At 75.0% G+C, this 19033-nt stretch carries 3 protein-coding genes; all 3 read right to left on the bottom strand.

The features are described from left to right. Nucleotides 1-13: 13 nt before the first annotated feature. The 3 genes from ccrA to JIG36_RS49880 are packed head-to-tail and all read right to left on the bottom strand — an operon-like array spanning nucleotide 14 to nucleotide 18974. Entirely contained in the window at nucleotides 14-1258 is a 1245-nt protein-coding gene (gene ccrA / locus JIG36_RS49890; protein ID WP_203383984.1) for a crotonyl-CoA carboxylase/reductase, read from the bottom strand. After that, entirely contained in the window at nucleotides 1255-12303 is an 11049-nt protein-coding gene (locus JIG36_RS49885) for a type I polyketide synthase (protein ID WP_203383983.1), read from the bottom strand. Before JIG36_RS49885 ends, ccrA begins: the two co-directional genes overlap by 4 nt. Continuing rightward, nucleotides 12300-18974, bottom strand: a complete 6675-nt coding sequence (locus tag JIG36_RS49880; protein ID WP_203383982.1) for a type I polyketide synthase — start codon at nucleotides 18972-18974, stop codon at nucleotides 12300-12302. The genes JIG36_RS49885 and JIG36_RS49880 overlap by 4 nt, the downstream gene beginning before the upstream one ends. Nucleotides 18975-19033 lie beyond the last annotated feature (59 nt).

Below are 19033 nucleotides of genomic sequence, written 5' to 3'. Positions count from 1 at the left end.
GGGCCGCCGCCGCTCACCCGGTCAGGGTGGTCATTCCGGCCCGGGGCGCGTTGATCAGGGCGGCCAGGTTGCCCGGCGGCTGCGTGTTGTCGAACATCATCTGATGCGCCGGGCCGACCTCGTCCAGCGATCCGACCCAGGACAGGCAGGGGTCGACCCGCCCGGCCGCGACCAGCGCGGTGATCGCCCGGCACTCGGCCACGTTGGCGAAGTGCGAGCCCTGCAGGCGCTTCTGCCGCATCCACAGGAACCGCAGGTCGACATCGGCGTGGTAGCCGCTCGTGCCGCCGCAGATGACGACCATGCCGGCGGTGTCGCACAGGTACATCGAGGTCGGAATGGTGTCCTGGCCCGGGTGTTCGAGGACGATCCGCGGGGCCCGCTTCTCGCCGAGCACCTCCCAGAACCGCTGCCCCACCCCGCGCACCTGCTTGAGCCACGTGCCCATCGCGGCCTCGTCGCCGATGTCCGGCAGGCGGCCCCAGTGGTCGAACTCGCGCCGGTCGATCACGCCGGCCGCCCCCAGACGCAGGCAGTACTCCCGGCGGTCGTCGCTGGAGACGACGGCGACCGGGATGCCGCCGCGCTCCCGGACGATCTGGATCGCCATCGAGCCCAGACCGCCCGCCCCGCCCCAGATCAGCACCGGATCACCCGGGCCGACCACGTGCGGCGGCCAGCCGCAGAGCTGACGGTAGGCGGTGGCGCCGGTCAGCAGGTACGCGGCGGCGCCCTCCCAGGTGAGTCCCGGCGGTTTGGGATGGCACTGGTACTCGTCGACGACGGTGAACTGGGCGAAGGAGCCGTAGTTCTCCTCGTAACCCCAGACCCGTTGGGTGGACGAGGTCATCGGGTCGGCGCCGGCCCGGATGTCGGCGGCCGACTCCTCCCACCGGCAGCCGGAGAGCACCACATGATCACCCGGCTTGACCTGGCGGGCTCCCTCGCCCACCGCCCACACGACCCCGGCGCCTTCGGAGCCACCGATGTGGAACCCGGTGCGGTCGTGGCGGCTCCGGGCGGCGATCACGTCGAGGGGTTTGCCGAGGGCGGCCCAGACGTTGTTGTAGTTGACGCCCGCGGCCATCACCATCACCATCACCTGCCCGGGCCCGAGCGGCGGGACGTCGACCAGCTCGGTGCGGAACGCCTCGGCCGGCGGGCCGTACCGTTCCGGACGGATCACCGAGGCGTACATCCGGCGGGGTATCACGCCCAGCGGCGGGATGTCACCGGGTTCGAAGTGCGCGGCCGTCATTGTGTGCCTCCCCGTTGGCTGAGCCATTCGTGCACGGCACCGGCCGTGCCCGCCGCGTGCGTTTCGAGCATCGTGAAGTGGTCGCCGCGGACCGTGAGCGTGGTCCCGGCGCCCGGCCAGCCGGCCCGCCAGCCGTCACCGGTGGTGCCGGGCATCGGGTCCGCGGCCTGTACCAGCAGGACTGGAACGCCGAGCGTGGCCGGCGTCCAGTCGAACTGCAGATAGCGGGCCATCGCGGTGAGCCAGGCGTCGCCACCGGCCTCCGCGCCGTCACCGGCCATCCGGGTCTGCCGGGCGAGCAGGCCGTCCAGCACCCGCGGGATCAACTCGTCGAACCGTTCCCCGGCGTCCGGCCGGTAGGTGTCGAGGAGGACCACGGCTTGGGGCGGCTCGCCCCGCCGCTCCAGCTCGGCGGCGACGGCGTGTGCCACCAGGCCGCCGGACGAGTATCCGGCCAGGACGAACGGACGACCGGCGGCCAGCCCGAGCGTGGCCTCGGCGTGCGCCCGGACCAGCGCCTCACGATCGGCGGGCAGAGGTTCACCGGAACGGAAGCCGGGGTGCGGCAGAACCGACACGTCACGCCGGTCGCGCAGACCGGCGGCGAACCGGGCGTACTGGTGCGGGCCCGAACGCCCGACCATCGGCGGGAGGCAGACCAGGGCGGGAGCGCCGCCGCGAGCCAGGCGGACCGGGCCGGAGATACCGGTCGTGTCGCCGGTGAAGGTGGACCGGAAGTCCGCGAGCGGGCGCAACGAGGCCACGAACTGTGGTACCCGGCCGGTCCGCACCGCGGCCTGGAACAGCGGCCACAGACCGGTCGCGCGGTCACCGCCGGTCGGCGCCGGACTGGCCGCCGCGTCCTCCGGCCGGAGCTCGGCCAGCAGGAAACCGGCGAGCGCGGCCGGTGTCGGGTGGTCGAAGACGAGGGCGGGGGCCAGCCGCAGGCCGGTGGCCGCGGACAACCGGTTCCGCAGTTCCACCGCGGTCAGCGAGTCGAATCCCAGTTCCAGGAACGCACCGGCCGCGGTGACGGCTTCCGGGTCGTCGTGGCCGAGCGCGGTGGCGGCCTGGACGCGTACGAGGGAAAGCATCTCGGCCTCCCGCTCCGCCGGCGGCAGACCGCTCAGCCGGCGGCGCAGCGTCGCACCTCCGTCGGGGGCCGCTCCCCCACCCTGATCGACACGCCGACGGGCACTCGCGCCGACCAGACCCCGCAGCAACGGGGGCAACGCCGGTCCCTGCGCCCGGAGGGCCGGCCGGTCGAACCGGACCGGCGCCAGGAGCGGCTCGTCGCGGATGAGCGCCGCGTCGAGCAGGGCGACTCCATGGTCGGCGGCGATCGGCAGAACGCCGCCGCGCGCCATACGCCGCCGATCGGCCGCGCTCAGCTCGGCCATCCCGCTCTCCGGCGCCCACAGCCCCCAGGCGAGCGACGTGCCGCACAGCCCCAGGGAACGGCGGTGCCCGGCAAGCGCGTCCAGAAAGGTGTTCGCGGCCGCGTAGTTGGCCTGCCCGGGCCCACCGAGCACACCGGACGCGGCCGAGAACAGCACGAACGCCCGCAGCTCGCCGGTCAGCTCGTGCAGGTGGACCGCGCCGTCGACCTTGGGCCGGAGAACCCGCTCGATCTGCTCCGGGGTCTGTGCGACGGCCAAGCCGTCGTCGAGCACGCCGGCGGTGTGGAAGACGGCGTGCACCGGGTGATCGGCCAGGACCGCGGCCAGGGCGGCCCGGTCGGCCACGTCGCAGGCCCTCAGCGTCACCTCCGCGCCGAGGGCGGTCAGCTCCTCGACCAGGCCGGGCGCGATGCCCCGGCGGCTGAGCAGCAACAGCTTCCGGACGCCGTGGGCGGTGACCAGGTGCCGGGCCAGCAGCCGGCCGAGCGTGCCGGTGGCCCCGGTGACCAGGGCGGTGCCGTCCGGATCGAGGGCGGGGACGGTCAGCACCACCTTACCGATGTGCCGGGCCTGGCTCACGTGCCGCAGCGCGGCCGGTGCCCGCCGGACGTCCCACCGCCGCAGCGGCAGCGGCGGCAGCGCTCCGCCGGAGAACCAGCCGAGCAGCGTCCGCAGTATCGCGCCGAGGCGGTCCGGGCCGAACTCGTTGAGGTCGAACGCCCGGTACGTGATCCCGGCGGGCACGGCCGCCGGGTCGCGCAGGTCGGTCTTGCCCATCTCGAGGAACCGTCCACCGCGTGGGAGCAGCCGCAGCGACGCGTCGACGAACTCACCGGCGAGGGAGTTGAGCACGACGTCGACCCCGCGTCCGCCGGTCGCTTGTCGCAGGCTCTCCTCGAAGGCCAGGTCGCGCGAGGAGGCGATCCGCTCCGGCGGCAGCCCGGCCGCCCGCAGCGCCGGCCATTTGGCCGGGCCGGCCGTGGCGTAGACCCGGGCGCCGAGATGCTCGGCGATCCGCACCGCGGCGGTGCCGACACCACCGGTGGCTGCGTGGATCAGCACGGACTCACCGGCGCGCAGGCCGGCCAGCTCGACCAGGCCGAGATAGGCGGTGAGGTAGGCGACCGGCGCGGTGGCCGCCTCGGTGAACGACCAGCCGTCCGGGATCGGCGCCAGCACCCGGTGGTCGGTGACGGCGACCGGGCCGAAGGCGCCGCATTCCGCGAAGAGCCCGAACACCCGGTCGCCCGGCCGCAGCCCGGGGGTGTCCGGTCCGGTCTCCAGGACGATGCCGGCGCCCTCACCGCCGAGCCGGGACCGCTCGGGATACATGCCGAGGGTGATCAGCACGTCGCGGAAGTTCACCCCGGCGGCCTGCACGGCCACCCGGACCTGACCGGCCGCGAGGGGTGCCTCCGCCTCCGGAGCCGGCCCGAGCACGAGGTCGTCCACACCGGTCCCATCCGTTCCGGCGACCTCGACCCGCCAGGCCGCGGCGCCCGGCGGCGGTTCGAGCACACCCGGTGCGGTGTGCGGGACCAGCCGGGGGACGTAGGCGACCCCGTCCCGGAGCGCGACCTGCGACTCCCCCGCGGCCCGGGCGCCGGTCACCACGGCCGCCAAACCGGCCGGCGCATCCCCGTCGACGTCCACCATGGTGATCCGCCCCGGGTTCTCGGTCTGAGCCGACCGCAGCAACCCCCAGACCGGTGCGTACGCGAGGTCGGTGGCTGCCCGGTCACCGACGGCCACCGCCCCCCGGGTCACCACCACCAGGTGCGAGCCGGTCGGCAGCGCGGACCGGACGATCCCGAACATCCGGTGCACCGCGTCGTGGGTCGCCGCGACCTCCGGCCCGGTCACCGGACTGCCGACGGCCACAACCGTGACAGTGGGATCCGGGTCGTTGTCCGCGGCCAGGCGGACCCCGTCGGAGAACAGGGCGGCGCCGGCCCCCAGATCGTCGTCCCCGAGCGCCCACGGCTCGTCCGGCCGCTCACCGGTGAGCGGCCTGGCGACCCAGTCGACCCGGTGCAGGGCGTCCGGCCGGGGCCGGGCCGCGGACAGAGCGGGCGTGATCTCCCGGGTCGTCAGCGCGTCGATCGCGGCGACCGGGCGGCCGCCCTCGTCGGCGGCCTGAACAGCGATCTCCCCGGACGGCGAGAGGACCAGCCGGACCCGGAGCGCGGCCGCGCCGGAGGCGTACAGCCGCGCACCGGCCCAGGCGAACGGCAGCCGGGGCGGTCCGGTGGTCTCGACCGCCGCCACGGCGTGCAGGGCGGCGTCGAGCAACGCGGGGTGCAACCCGTACCGGGCGGTGTCGCTGTCCCCGGCCCGCACCTCGGCGAAGATCTCGTCGTCGCGGCGCCAGACCCCGTGCAGGCCCTGGAACGCGGGTCCGTACTCCTGGCCCGTCGCCGCGAGCCGGTCGTAGAGGCCGTCGATCGGCACCGGCTCGGCATCCGCCGGTGGCCACACCGAGAGGTCGAAGCGGGGAGCCTCGTGACCGGGCCGCACGGTTCCGGTGGCATGGGTGGTCCACTCCGCGTCGCCGGCAGCCTGCGAGTGCAGTGACAGCGGCCGCTCGCCACCCGGGCCGGCCGGGCCCACCACCACCTGGATCCGGAGATCGGTGGCGGGCACCAGCGGGGCTCGCAGAACCAGCTCCTCGACGAGGTCGCAACCGGACTCGTGGGCGGCATGCTGCGCCATCTCGAGAAGGGCCGTGCCGGGGACCAGCACCGTGCCCCGCACCGCGTGGTCGGCCAGCCAGGGCAGGTCGCGTGGGCTGAGCCGGCCGGGAAAGACCTGGTCGCCGGTGGTGGCCGCGGTGACCGCGGCGCTGAGCATCGGGTGGCCGGCCGGCCCGGCCGTCAGCCAGTACCGCCGCCCCTGGAAGGCGTAGGTCGGCAGGGCGGTCCGGCGGGCGCCGCGCCCCGCGAAGGCGTTCGTCCAGTCCACCTCGACGCCATACGTGTACGCCTCACCGATTGACGTGAGAAACCGTTGCCGGCCGCCCTCGTCGCGGCGCAGCGAGCCGCACACCGCGATCTCGTGCCCGGCCGCCGAGGCCGTCGCCTGCAAGCCGAGCGTCAATGTCGGATGGGGGCTCATCTCCAGGAAGACCGTGTGGCCGGCGGCCATCAGGGCGGTGGCGGCAGGCTCGAACCGGACGGTGTCGCGCACGTTGCGCCACCAGTAGCCGGGATCCAGCTCGGCGGTGTCGATCCGTTCGCCGGTGACCGTCGAGTAGAACTCGGCGGTTGCGGCCCGCGGCACGATCCCGTCGAACGCGGCTTCGAGCCGTGGGCGCAACGGTTCCAGGTGTGCGGAGTGTCCGGCCCCGTCGGCCTGGATCCGGCGGGTCCGTACGCCCTCGCCGGCCAGTTGCCCGAGCAGAGCCTCGACCGCGTCGGCGTCCCCGGAGACGATCACCGACGACGGCCCGTTGACCGCGGCGACACCGACCCGGCCGTTCCACCGGGGCAGCCGGGCGATCAGCTCGTCGTGCGGCATCAGCACCGAACCCATGGCTCCGGCGCCGGACAACCCCATCAAGGCCTGGCTGCGCCGGGCGACCATCCGGGCGGCGTCGGACAGCGGGAGGACACCGGCCACGCAGGCGGCGGCGATCTCGCCCTGGCTGTGCCCGATCACCGCGGCCGGTTCGACACCGTGCGCCCGCCACAGTTCGGCCAGCGAGAGCATGACGGCGAACAGCAGCGGTTGGACGACGTCGGTCCGGGTCATCGAGGGGGCGCCCGCTTCGCCCCGCAGGACGTCGAGCAGCGACCATTCCACGTACGGGGCCAGGGCCGCGGCGCACTCCCGCATCCGAGCCGCGAAGACGGGGGCGGTGTCCAGCAGGTCCACGGCCATGCCGGGCCACTGGGAACCCTGTCCGGGGAAGACGAACACGGGCCGGTTCGCGTTGTCCAGCACAGTGCCGCGGACCACACCGTCGGCGGCCTCGTCACCGGCCACCGCCCGCAGCGCGGACGGCACCCGGCCGGGCTCGCCGGTCACCAGGACCGCGCGGTGCGGCAGGTGGGCCCGGGTGGTGGCGAGGGAGTAGGCATGGTCCACGGTGGGCTCGCCGATCTCGTCGGCCAGCCGGGCCGCCTGCGCCCGCAGGGCCTCGCCGGTGCGGGCCGAGAAGACCCAGGGCAGCGGGCCGGTCGACGCGGAGGCGGGTACGGGCTCGGGCTCGGCGACGGCCTCCAGGATCACGTGGGCGTTGGTGCCGCTGGCACCGAACGAGGACACGGCGGCGCGGCGCGGGCGGCCGGTGTCCGGCCAGTCGACGGCCTCGGTCAGCAGGCGCACGGCACCCGCCGCCCAGTCGACGTGCGGGGTGGGCCGGTCGACGTGCAGGGTGGCCGGCAGCACGCCCTGTCGCATCGCCTCCACCATCTTCAGCAGCCCGGCCATGCCGGACGCGGCCTGGGTGTGACCGATGTTCGACTTCACCGAACCGAGCCACAGCGGCCGATCCGTGTCCCGGTCACGCCCGTAGGTGGCCAGCAGCGCCTGCGCCTCGATCGGGTCGCCCAGCCGGGTGCCGGTGCCGTGGGCCTCCACCGCGTCGACCTCTCGCGGCGCCAGACCGGCGTTGGCCAGTGCCTGCCGGATCACCCTCTGCTGGGCCGGGCCACTGGGCGCGGTGAGGCCGTTGCTGGCGCCGTCCTGGTTGACGGCCGAGCCGCGCAGCCGGGCCAGCACCGGATGCCCGAGCCGCCGAGCGGTCGAGAGCCGCTCCAGCAGCACCATCCCGGCGCCCTCGGACCAGCCGGTCCCGTCGGCGGCGGCGGCGAAAGGCTTGCACCGGCCGTCCGGGGCCAGTCCACGCTGCCGGCTGAACTCGACGAACGGAAGCGGGGTCGGCATCACCATGACCCCGCCGACCAGGGCCTGCTCGCATTCGCCGGCCCGCAGCGAGCGGGCGGCCAGGTGCAACGCGACCAGCGAGGACGAGCAGGCGGTGTCGAGTGTCAGGGCCGGACCCTCCAGACCGTACGTGTAGGCCAGCCGTCCGGAGATGATGCTGGTGGCGTTGCCGGTGAGCAGGTAGCCGGCCACACCGTCGGGCAGCTCGGTGAGATCGGCCCCGTACCCCTGGCCGGCCGCCCCCACGAACACGCCGATCGGCGCGCCGGACTGTGCCGTCGGGTCCATCCCGGCCCGTTCGAAGACCTCCCAGGACGTCTCCAGCAGCAGCCGTTGCTGGGGGTCCATCGCCAGGGCTTCCCGCGGATTGATGCCGAACAGCGCGGCGTCGAACCGGTCGGCGCCCTCGAGGAATCCGCCCTCGGACGCGTAACTCGTGCCGGCGTGGTCGGGGTCCGGGTGGTAGAGGTTGTCGAGGTCCCAGCCGCGGTCGGTAGGGAACGGTCCGATCGCGTCGGCCCCGGCCGCAACCAGCCGCCACAGGTCCGCCGACGACCGGACCCGGCCCGGGAACCGGCAGCCGGTGGAGACGATGACGATCGGATCGCCGTCCTCGACCACGGCCGCGGCGGGCGCCGGCGCCGGTTGTCCGCCCCCGGCCAGTTCGGCCTCCAGGTGGTGGGCCAGGGCGGCCGCGGTCGGATGGTCGAAGACGACGGTGGCCGGCAGACGCAGCCCGGTCGCGGCGGCGAGAGCGTCGCGCAGTTCCACGGCGGTCAGCGATTCCAGGCCCAGCTCCCGCAGCGGCCGGTCGGGTGTGACGGCGGCCGGGGTGGGCATCTGCAGAACCGCGGCGACATGTTCGCGCACCACGTCGAGCGCCGGGCGGTCGAGGCGGGGCGCGGCGGGCGGGGCGGCCGGTGCCGGCACCAGGTCGGTGATCAGGGGGCGGGGCCGGGCCAGGGTGTACGAGGCGGCGAACCGCTCCCAGTCGACGTCGGCCACCACCCGGGTCGCCGCGCCCGATCCGACGGCCCGGCGCAGCGCCTCCAGCGCGGCGGCGGGCGCCATCGGGGTCAGTCCGCCCCGGCGCAGCAACTGTTCCGCCCCGGCGGCCATGCCGCCGCCCGCCCACGGCCCCCAGGCGATCGACGTGGCGGCGAGCCCCCGGGCGTGCCGGCGCTCGGCCAGGGCGTCGAGGTGGGCGTTGGCGGCCGCGTACCCGGCCTGCCCGGCGCTGCCCCAGACCCCGGCGACCGAGGAGAACAGGACAAAGGCGTCCAGCGGTACGCCGTCGAGGAGCTCGTCGAGCAGGTCGGCGCCGCGGGTCTTGGCGCCGTGCACGTCGGCCAGGGCCGCGGGATCCCCGACCGGGGCCGGGCGGCTGGTCCCGGCCGTGTGGATGACCGCGGTCGGCGGATGCTCCGCGAGCAGGGCGCCCAGGAAAGCCGGGTCGGTGACGTCACCGGCGGCCACGGTCACGGTCACGCCCTGCGCGGTGAGGTCGTCGCGCAGGGCTCCGGCCCCCTCGGCGGCAAGCCCGGACCGGCTGGTGAGCACCAGATGGGCGGCGCCGTTGGCGGCGAGCCACCGGGCGACGTGACCACCGAGCGCCCCGGTGCCGCCCGTCACCAGGACCGTGCCGCGAGGCGTCCAGGCCGGCCCGTCCGCCTCGACCGGGACCCGGTTGAGACGACGGACGCGGGTGCCGTCGGGGCCCAGGGCGAACTGGTCCTCGTCGCCCGGGGCGGCCAGCACGGCGGGCAGGCGGTCGAGGGCGCCGTCGGCCACATCGACGAGCCCGCCCCAGCGGCCCGGATGTTCCAGGCCGACCACCCGGCCCAGGCCCCACCGCTGCGCCTGCTCCGGGTCGGCCACCGCGTCACCGGTCACCATCCACAAGGGCGCGTCGAGGCCGGCGGCGAGGTCATTGGTGCCGGCCGCGTCGAGCAGCGAGACCACCCCGCGGGCGGGGATGCCGGGCTCGTAAGGACGCACGTCCGCGCCCGCCTCGGTGAGCACCCGGGCCACCAGCTCGTACGCCTCGGGGCCGGGCGCGGCGATGAGCCAGACACCGTCGAGCCGGGCCGGGGCGTCGCCGGGCACCGCCACCCAGGTGACCTGGTAGTGCCGGCCGGCGTCCGGTGAGCGGACCGGGGCCGGGGTGAGCCAGTAGCGGTCGCGCTGGAACGGGTAGGTCGGCAGCGGCACCGGTGGCCGGGGGTCGAGCACCCGGGTCCAGTCCGCCTCGACCCCCGCGGTGTGCAGCCGGGACAGCGCCGTCATCACCGTCGCGACCTCGTCGCGGTCACCGCGCGACGACGGCACGAACAGTCCGTCGCGGCCCTGCCCGCAGAGCACTCCCTCCGGGCCGACCTCGAGGAACGCGGACACGCCGCGCCCGGTCAGCAGGTGCAGGCCGTCGCCGAACCGCACGGTCTGCCGCGCGTGCCGCACCCAGTAGCCGGCGTCGAACTCGCGGAGGAGCTGCCCGGTCACGTTCGACACCACCGCGATGTCCGGGCGCTCGTAGCGGATCCCGGCGGCCACCTCGCCGAACTCGGCCAGCATCGGATCCATCGCGGCCGAGTGGAACGCGTGGGAGACGTTCAGGCGGCGCACCCGCCGGCCGCGGGCCCGCCACTGCGCCGCGCACTCCTCGATCAACGCCTCCGGACCCGAGATCACCACCGAACCGGGGCCGTTCACCGCCGCCACCGGCAGCCCGGCGACCTCCTGCTCGGAGGCCTCCACGGCCAGCATCGCCCCACCCGCGGGCAGGGCACGCATCAACCGGCCCCGGGCCGCCACCAGGCGGCACGCGTCGGCCAAGGACATCACCCCGGCCACGTGGGCCGCCGCCAGCTCACCGATCGAATGGCCGAGGAGATAGTCCGGCCGTACGCCCCACGACTGCCAGAGGCGGCACATGGCCACCTCGAACGCGAACAGCCCCTTCTGGGCCAGATCCGTGCGGGCCAGGGTGTCGTTGCCGGCGACCCGCACCTCGTCGCCGTCCAGCCGGGTCAGGGTCTCGTCCCAGGCGTCGGCGAAGACCGGGAAGGCGGCCGCCAGATCCCGGCCCATCCCGGCCCGCTGGCCGCCCTGCCCGGTGAAGAGAAATGCGGTCCGGTGCCGTCCGGCGACACCGCGCAGCACGCCCGGTGACGGGCGGCCCGCCGCGACAGCCGCGAGCCCTTCGGCCCACTCGCCGGCGTCGCGGCCGAGCACGACGGCCCGTTCCGGGTGCGCGGCCCGGCCGGTGGCCAGGGTGTAGGCGATGTCCGGGCCCGGCACTTCGGCCCGCCCGTCGAGGGCGGCCAGCAGTCGTGCCGCCTGCGCGCGCAGGGCCGGCTCGGAACGCCCGGACAGCAGCCAGGGCACCGGACCGGCGCTGTCGCGGGCCGGTGGGCCGGCGTCGCGCTCCGGCGGCTCCTCGATCACAACGTGCGCGTTCGTGCCACTCACCCCGAACGACGACACACCCGCCCGGCGGGGCCGTCCGTGGCCGGGCCATGGCACCGCCTCGGTGAGCAGCCGGACCGCGCCGGCCGACCAGTCCACGTGCCGCGAGGGTTCCTCGGCGTGCAGGGTGCGCGGCAGTGTTCCGTGCCGCAGGGCCAGGATCATCTTGATGACCCCGCCGATCCCGGCCGCGGCCTGGGTGTGCCCGATGTTCGACTTGACCGAGCCGAGCCACAGCGGCCGGTCCCGGTCGCGGCCGAAGACCTCGATCAGCGCTTCCGCCTCGATCGGGTCGCCCAGCGCGGTGCCGGTGCCGTGCGCCTCGACCGCGTCGACGTCGCCGGGGCCGATCCCGGCGTTCGCCAGGGCATCGCGGATCACCCGCTGCTGCGCCCGCCCGTTCGGCGCGGTCAGCCCGTTGCTGGCGCCGTCCTGGTTGACCGCGCTGCCACGAAGCAGTGCCATCACCGGATGCCCGTTGCGGTGGGCGTCCGACAACCGTTCCAGCAGCACCAGCCCGACACCCTCGCCCCAGGCGGTGCCGTCGGCGCCGTCGGCGAACGCCTTGCACCGCCCGTCCGGGGCCAGCCCGCCCTGCCGGGCGAACTCGACGAACGCGGTCGGTGTGGCCATCACCGTGGCTCCGCCGGCCAGCGCCAGGTCACACTCCCCCAGCCGCAGCGACTGCGCGGCCAGGTGCAGCGCGACCAGCGACGCCGAACACGCGGTGTCCACGGTGATCGACGGGCCTTCGAACCCGAGCGTGTACGACACCCGGCCGGACACCACGCTGGCCGCGTTGCCGGTGATCAGATATCCCTCGGCCCCGGGGTCGCCCTGAGCGAGAGCGCCGTAGTCCTGGCCGTTGGTTCCGGTGAACACCCCGGTGCGGCTGCCCCGCAGCCGGGACGGGTCGATGCCGGCGTTCTCCAGCGTCTCCCAGGCGACCTCGAGGAGCAGCCGCTGCTGCGGGTCCATCGACCGGGCCTCGCGCGGGCTGATGCCGAAAAACCCGGGGTCGAAATCGCCCGCGCCGGTCAGGAACCCGCCCTCGGTGATGCCGCCGGCCGCCGTCACCGCCCAGCCGCGGTCGCCCGGGAACGGCTCGACGGCGTCGCCGCCCTTGGCCAGCAACGCCCAGAACTCGTCGGGGCTGGTGACCCCGCCCGGGAAGCGGCATCCCACCGCCACGACGGCGATCGGCTCGTTGTGCCGGCGTGCCTCCGCCCGCAGCCGCTTGTTGTCCCGTAGCGCGGTGCGCAGTGCCCGCACCAGGTCCGCGTCGTCGGTCACCGATCCTCGCCCTCCATGGCCAGGCGGACCAGGTCCGCGGTGCTCATCGCGTCGAACTCGTCGATGCCGCCGTCCGGGGGCACGGCCGGAGCGAGACGTTCGTCGAGGTGGCCGGCCAGCGCGGCCGGGGTCGGATGGTCGAACAGGACGGACGGCGCCAGCCGGATCCCGGTCACCACGGCGAGCCGGTTCCGCAGTTCCAGCAGGGTGAGCGAGTCGAAACCGAGCTCCTGGAAGACGAGGCCGGGCGCCACCGCCGCCGGTGACTCGTGCCGCAGGACGACCGCGGCCTGCTCACGGACGGCGTCGAGCAGCAGTTCCGGACGTTCGGCCGGGGAACACGCACCGAGCCGGGCGGCCAGATCCGAGGTCGGCCGGGCGGTCCCGGCCGGGACGACGAGGTCGCGCAGCAGCGGGCTGGGGCGGACCTCGGTGAACACCGCCCCGAAACGGGACCAGTCGATGTCGGCCACACCGACGCAGGTCTCGTCGGCGTCGAGGGCGACCCGCAAGGCGGCGAGCGCACGAGCGGGCGGCATCGGACGGATCCCCCGGCGCCGCAGCCGTTCCCCCGTCTCCCCGCCGGCCAGGCCACCGTCGGCCCAGGCGCCCCAGGCGACCGAGGTCGCGGTGAGCCCGGTCGCCCGCCGGTGCCGGGCGAGCGCGTCGAGATAGGTGTTGGCGGCGGCGTAGGCGGCCTGGCCCGCGTTGCCGACGAGCCCGGCGAACGACGAGAACAGCACGAAGGCGTCGAGGTCGAGCCGGGCGGTGAGCTCGTGCAGGTGCCGGGCCGCGACCGCCTTCGCCCGGTCGACGCCGGCGATCCGTTGCGGTGTCAGGCCGGTGAGAAGCCCGTCGTCGAGGACGCCCGCGGTGTGGAAGACCGCGGTCAGGGGCGCGTCGGCCGGCACCTCGTCGATCAGGCGGGCGACCGATGCCCGGTCCCCCACGTCGGCGGCGCGCAGGATGACCCGGCTGCCCAGGGCGGTCAGTTCGGCGACCAGGTCAGCCGCGCCGGGTGCGGCCGGACCGCGCCGGCTGACCAGGATCAGACGGGGAGCGCCGGCGCGGGCCAGCCAGCGGGCGACGTGGGCGCCGAGCGCGCCCGTGCCGCCGGTGACGAGCACCGATCCGGACGGGCTCCAGCTGCGCCGGGAAACCCCCGGCGGGCCCGCGGTGAGACGCCGGGCGTAGACGCCGGCGCCGCGGACCGCCACCTGGTCCTCGGGGCCGCCCAGCGCGGCGACGAGCGCCTCCGCGCTGGTGCCGGCGGCGATGTCGACGAGGCCACCCCACGGCTCCTCGAGCGCGGCGACCCGGCCCAGGCCCCACAACCGCGCGTGCTCGGGGTCGGTGAGGGGGTCGTCCGGGCCGGTCGAGACCGCGCCCCGGGTGACGCACCAGATCGGCGTGCCGAGCAGCGCCAAGGTTTCCGCTGTCGCGTCGGCTTCGCCGTCCAGTGCGTGCAGGGAAAGGACGCTCGTGACCGGCACGCCGTCCGGCAGGGCACGCCCGGCGTCGGCACCGGCCACGCGGAGGGCGTCGACACAGGCGTCGGCGAGGCCCCGGCCGTCGTCACCGGCCACGAGCCACGTGCCGGTGAGCGCCGGCCGGACGGGGGGCATCGCCTCCCAGCGCTCGCGGTAGAGCCAGCCGCCGATGACGTTGCGCTCCTCGTGCCGCTGCCGCCAGGAGGCCAGGGCGGGCCGGAGCCGCTGCCACGCGTCGCGGTTCGCGGTGTCCCCGGCGGCGAGGGTGTCGAGGTCGCCGGCCTCCACCGCGGCCCAGAAATCGGTGTCGGCCGTGGCCGGCGGCGGCACGTCGAGCCAGTAGCGGCGGCGTTGGAACCGGTATGTCGGCAACACCACCCGCCGCAGGTCCCGGCCCGCGAAGACCGCCGTCCAGTCCACCGGGGCACCCCGCGCCCAGGCCCGCGCCACCGCCTCGAGGAAACGCTCCGGGGCACCGTCGTCGCGCCGCAGCGAACTCAGCTCAGGCCCCAGCACCGGGTGCGGACTGATCTCGATCAGCGTGTCCAGCCCGGCCACCGCGTCGGCGAACCGCACCGTCTCCCGCAGGTTGCGATACCAGTACGACGCGTCCAGCACCACGTCCTCACCCGGGCTGACCGTCGAGAGGAACGGCACCGCGGGCTCGCGTGGCTCAATGCCCCGCAACGCCGTCAGGATCTCGTCCCGGACCGCCTCCACGTGCGGTGAGTGCGACGCGTAGTCGACCGCGATCCGGCGCGCCCTCGGCTCGCCTGCGAGGAAACGCTCCACCGCCTCGACGTCACCGGAGAGGATCACCGAATCGGGTCCGTTCACCGCCGCCACCGACAGCTCACCGGGGTCGACGTCGGCGAACGGCACCGACACCATGCCACCGCGACCGGCGATCACCCGCAATGCCCGCGCGCGTAACGCCACGACCTTCGCGGCGTCCTCCAGGGTCAGGGCGCCCGACACGTACGCGGCCGCGATCTCACCCTGGGAATGGCCCACCACCGCCGACGGCTCGACACCGTAGGAACGCCACAACGCCGCCAACGACACCATCACCGCGAACAGCGCCGGCTGCACCACGTCCACCTCGTCGAGCGGGCCGGCCAGCGCGTCCCGCAACGACCAGCCGGTGTGCGGCCGGAGCGCGTCCTCGCACGCCCGCATCGACGCCGCGAACACCGGCGAGCTGTCCCACAGCTCCAGGCCCATTCCGGTCCACTGCGAGCCCTGACCCGGGAAGACGAAGACCACCCGGCCGTCACCGGCGCGGACGGGCAGGTCCTCGCCGGAAACCCAGCGCACCGGCAGTGCGGCCCGTCCGGCGGCCAGCGTGAAGGCCACATCCGGAGCCCGTACGCCGGAAAGCCCGCGCAGCGCGGCGACCTGCTCGGCCAAGGCCTGTTCGGAGGCCGCCGACACCACCCACGGCACCGCCGGGCCGGAGTCGTCGGCGGGCTCCTCGGCGGCGGCCTCCTCGACGATCAGGTGGGCGTTCGTGCCGGACATGCCGAACGACGACACCCCGGCCCGGCGGGGGCGGTCACGAGCCGGCCACGGCATGTCGTCGGCGAGCAGGCGCACCGCACCCGCCGACCAGTCCACCCGGGACGACGGCTGATCCGCATGCAGCGAACGGGGCAGCACGCCGTGCCGCAACGCGAGCACCATCTTGATGACGCCGGCCACCCCGGCCGCGGCCTGGGTGTGGCCGAGGTTCGACTTCAGGGACCCCAGCCAGAGGGGTTCGGCCCGGTCGGCGCCGTACGTGTTGAGCAGCGCACCCGCCTCGATCGGGTCACCCAGCCGGGTCCCCGTGCCGTGTCCCTCCACCACATCGACGTCGCCCGGCGACAAGCGTGCGTCCGCCAGCGCCTCGACAATCACCCGTTCCTGAGCCGGGCCGCTGGGTGCCGTCAGACCGTTCGACGCGCCGTCCTGGTTCACCGCGCTGCCGCGCACCACGGCCAGCACCGGGTGACCGTTACGCCGGGCGTCCGAAAGCCGTTCCACGACCAGCAGACCCACGCCCTCCGACCACCCCGTTCCGTCCGCCCCCTCGGCGAACGGCTTGCACCGCCCGTCCGGGGCCAGCCCGCCCTGCCGGCTGAACTCCACGAACAGGCTCGGCATGGACATCACGGTGACGCCGCCGGCCAGGGCCAGGTCGCACTCGCCGTCGCGGAGCGCCCGCACCGCCAGATGCAGCGACACCAGCGACGACGAGCAGGCCGTGTCGACCGTGACCGCCGGACCCTCCAGACCCAGCACGTACGAGATCCGCCCGCTCGCCACACTGCCCGCGCTGCCGCTGCCCAGATAGCCTTCGAGGTCTTCGGGAATCTCCCGCAGGCGGGCGGCGTAGTCGTGGTGCATCAGGCCGGCGAACACTCCGGTGCGGCTCCCGCGCAGCGAACGGGGGTTGATGCCGGCCCGTTCGAACGCCTCCCACGCCGTCTCCAGCAACAACCGCTGCTGCGGATCCATCGCCGTCGCCTCCCGCGGCGAGATCCCGAAGAAGCCGGCGTCGAAATCGCCCGCGCCGTCGAGGAAGCCGCCCACCCGGACGTCGCTGCGGGCGGTCATCGTGGGGTCCCAGCCCCGATCGGCGGGGAACGGCCCGGCCACCTCCGCGCCCTCGGCGATCAGGCTCCACAGGTCCTCGGGCGTCGTGATCCCGCCCGGAAAGCGGCAGGCCATCGCCACGATCGCGATCGGTTCGTCGTGGCCGCGCAGGGCCGCCGCGGCTCGCCGGGGTTCGGCCGCACCGGCCAGGTGGGCGGCGAGCAGGGCGGGCGTGGGGTGGTCGAACACGGCCGTGACCGGCAGCCGGACACCGGTGGCCGCCGCCAGGCGGTTGCGCAGTTCGACGGCGGTCATCGAGTCGAAGCCGAGCTCCTTGAAGGCGCGGTCCATGCCGACCGGTTTGTCGTGGCGCAGGACCGCGGTGACGTGGCGGCGGACCAGGTCGAGCACGGAATCCCGGTCGTGGGCGGCGGGAAGCCGGTCGAGCGGTGCGAGGGCCGGGCGGGCCCGGGCGGGCGCGAGACTCCGCAGGAGGGCGGGTCCGTCCGGGCCGAAAGCGGCCGGCCGCAGGCGGATCGGGACGACGGCCGCGTCGCCGGCCCCGATCGCGTCGTCGAAGAGAGCCAACGCCTCCTCGGTGGCCAACGGCTCCAGCCCGGAGGCGGTCAACCTGGACCGGCCGGCCTCCCCGAGGTGGCCGGTGAGCCCGCTCGGCTCGGCCCAGAGTCCCCAGGCGAGCGAGGTCGCCGGTAGCCCTTCGGCCCGGCGGTGCACGGCCAGCGCGTCCAGGAAGGCGTTGGCCGCGGCGTAGTTGGCCTGTCCCGGCCCGCCGAGGACACCGGCCGCGGAGGAGAACAGCACAAAGGCCGTCAGGTCCCGGCCCCGGCTGAGCTCGTGCAGGTGCCAGGCGCCGTCGGCCTTGGGCCGGGCCACGCGGTCGAGCCGGGCCGGGGTCATCGTCTCGACCAGCCCGTCGTCGATCGTGCCGGCGGCATGCACCACGGCGGTGAGGGGGCGGTCGGCCGGAATCGTGTCGAGCACAGCGGCCAGCGCGGCCCGATCGGCGACATCACAGGCGGCGACCGTGAGGCGGGCGCCGAGGGCCGCCAGTTCCTTGTGCAGCCCGTCGGGGGCGACGCCACCGCGCGAGACCAGCAGCAGGTCCCGCACTCCGTGGGCGGCGGCCAGGTGCCGGACCAGATGTGTGCCCAGGGTTCCGGTGCCGCCGGTGATCAGCACAGTCCCGGCCCCGAACCGGGCCGGGGGTGCCGTGGCGGACCGGCGCACGAGCCGGGGCGCGTGCCAGGTCGTCCCGCGCCGGGCCAGTTCGGGTTCCCCGGCCGGGATGCGGTCGGGCAGCGGCGCCTCGGCATCCAGGTCCAGCAGCACAAAACGGCCCGGGTGTTCCCGCTGCGCCGAGCGGACCAGCCCCCAGACCGGGGCGGCGGCCAGGTCGGTGAGCGGGCCGACCGGAACCGCACCGCGGGTGACCATCACCAGAACCCGGTCGCTGTCGTGGTGCTCGCTGAGATGGCGCTGGACATGGTCGAGGGCCAGCCGGGCCGGTGTTCCCCGCTCCCCACCGCGAATTTCCACGAACTGCAGGCCGGACACGTGGTCACCGGCGGCCAGTTCGGGCCAGGCGACCCGGAACAGGGCGGCGGAAGAGGTCCCGGCGGCGCGGAACTCCCGGGTGATCAGCGAGGCGACCGAGACGACGGGAGTTCCGGTGAAATCGGTGGCGCGCAACGAGATCGACCCGTCGGCGTGCACCGTCGCCCGGACCCGCAGGGATTCCGCGCCGGTGGCGTGCAGCCGTACCCCGGCCCAGCTGAACGGCAGGCGGCCGGGACCGGCGCCACCGGTGTCGGGCACGAGGGCGACGGCGTGCAGGGCGGCGTCGAACAGGGCAGGGTGCAAGCCGTACCGTGCGGCGTCGTCCCGCTGGTCCTCGGGCAACACCACCTCGGCAAGGATCTCGTCGCCGTGCCGCCAGACCGCGCGCAGGCCCCGGAACGCCGGGCCGTAGTGGAATCCGGCGGCGGCGGCACGCTCGTAGACGCCGTCGAGCCCCACCGGTTCGGCGCCGGCGGGCGGCCACGGGTTGTCGTCCCGTTCCGGCCCGGCGGCGGTATCGGGCAGCAGTGTGCCGGTGGCGTGCGTCGTCCACTCGCCGTCGGCGTGGGAGTGGATCGACACCGTCCGCCGGCCCGCGTCGTCGGGCCGGCCCACCGCCATCTGCACCTTCGCCGGTGGACGCAGCGGCGCCCGCAGGGTCAGTTCCTCGACCACACCGCCGGCCCGCAGGGCCATCTCCAGCTGGCCGGTGCCGGGCACCAGGACCACCCCGTCGACGCTGTGATCGGCCAGCCAGGCCGCATCAACGTCGCCGTCGAACAACGTGCCCTGCGCCCATTCCACCGGTTCGCCCAGCCAGCCTGGTGCGCCGGCGTCCAGCCAGTAACGGCGGCGCTGGAACCGGTACGTCGGCAGCACCACCCGCCGCACGTCACGCCCCGCGTAGACCGCGGCCCAGTCGACGGTCGCCCCGTGTGTCCACGCCTCAGCCACCGCGCCGAAGATGTCACCCTGATCCCGGCGCAGCGTGCCCAACTCGAGACCCAGGACCGGATGCGGGCTCACCTCAAGCAGAACACCAGGCGCATCCGCGACCGCATCAGCGAACCGTACCGTCTCCCGCA

Origin of the sequence: Paractinoplanes ovalisporus, from assembly GCF_016834655.1 — a bacterium.
Lineage (GTDB): Bacteria > Actinomycetota > Actinomycetes > Mycobacteriales > Micromonosporaceae > Actinoplanes > Actinoplanes ovalisporus.
Note: the sequence above shows the minus strand (reverse complement) of the source record. Positions and strands in the feature narration are given on the sequence as shown.

Excerpts from the sequence above, each read along its gene's own strand:
- ccrA (WP_203383984.1), bottom strand. The coding sequence starts at position 1,258 with ATGACGGCCGCGCACTTCGAACCCGGTGACATCCCGCCGCTGGGCGTG.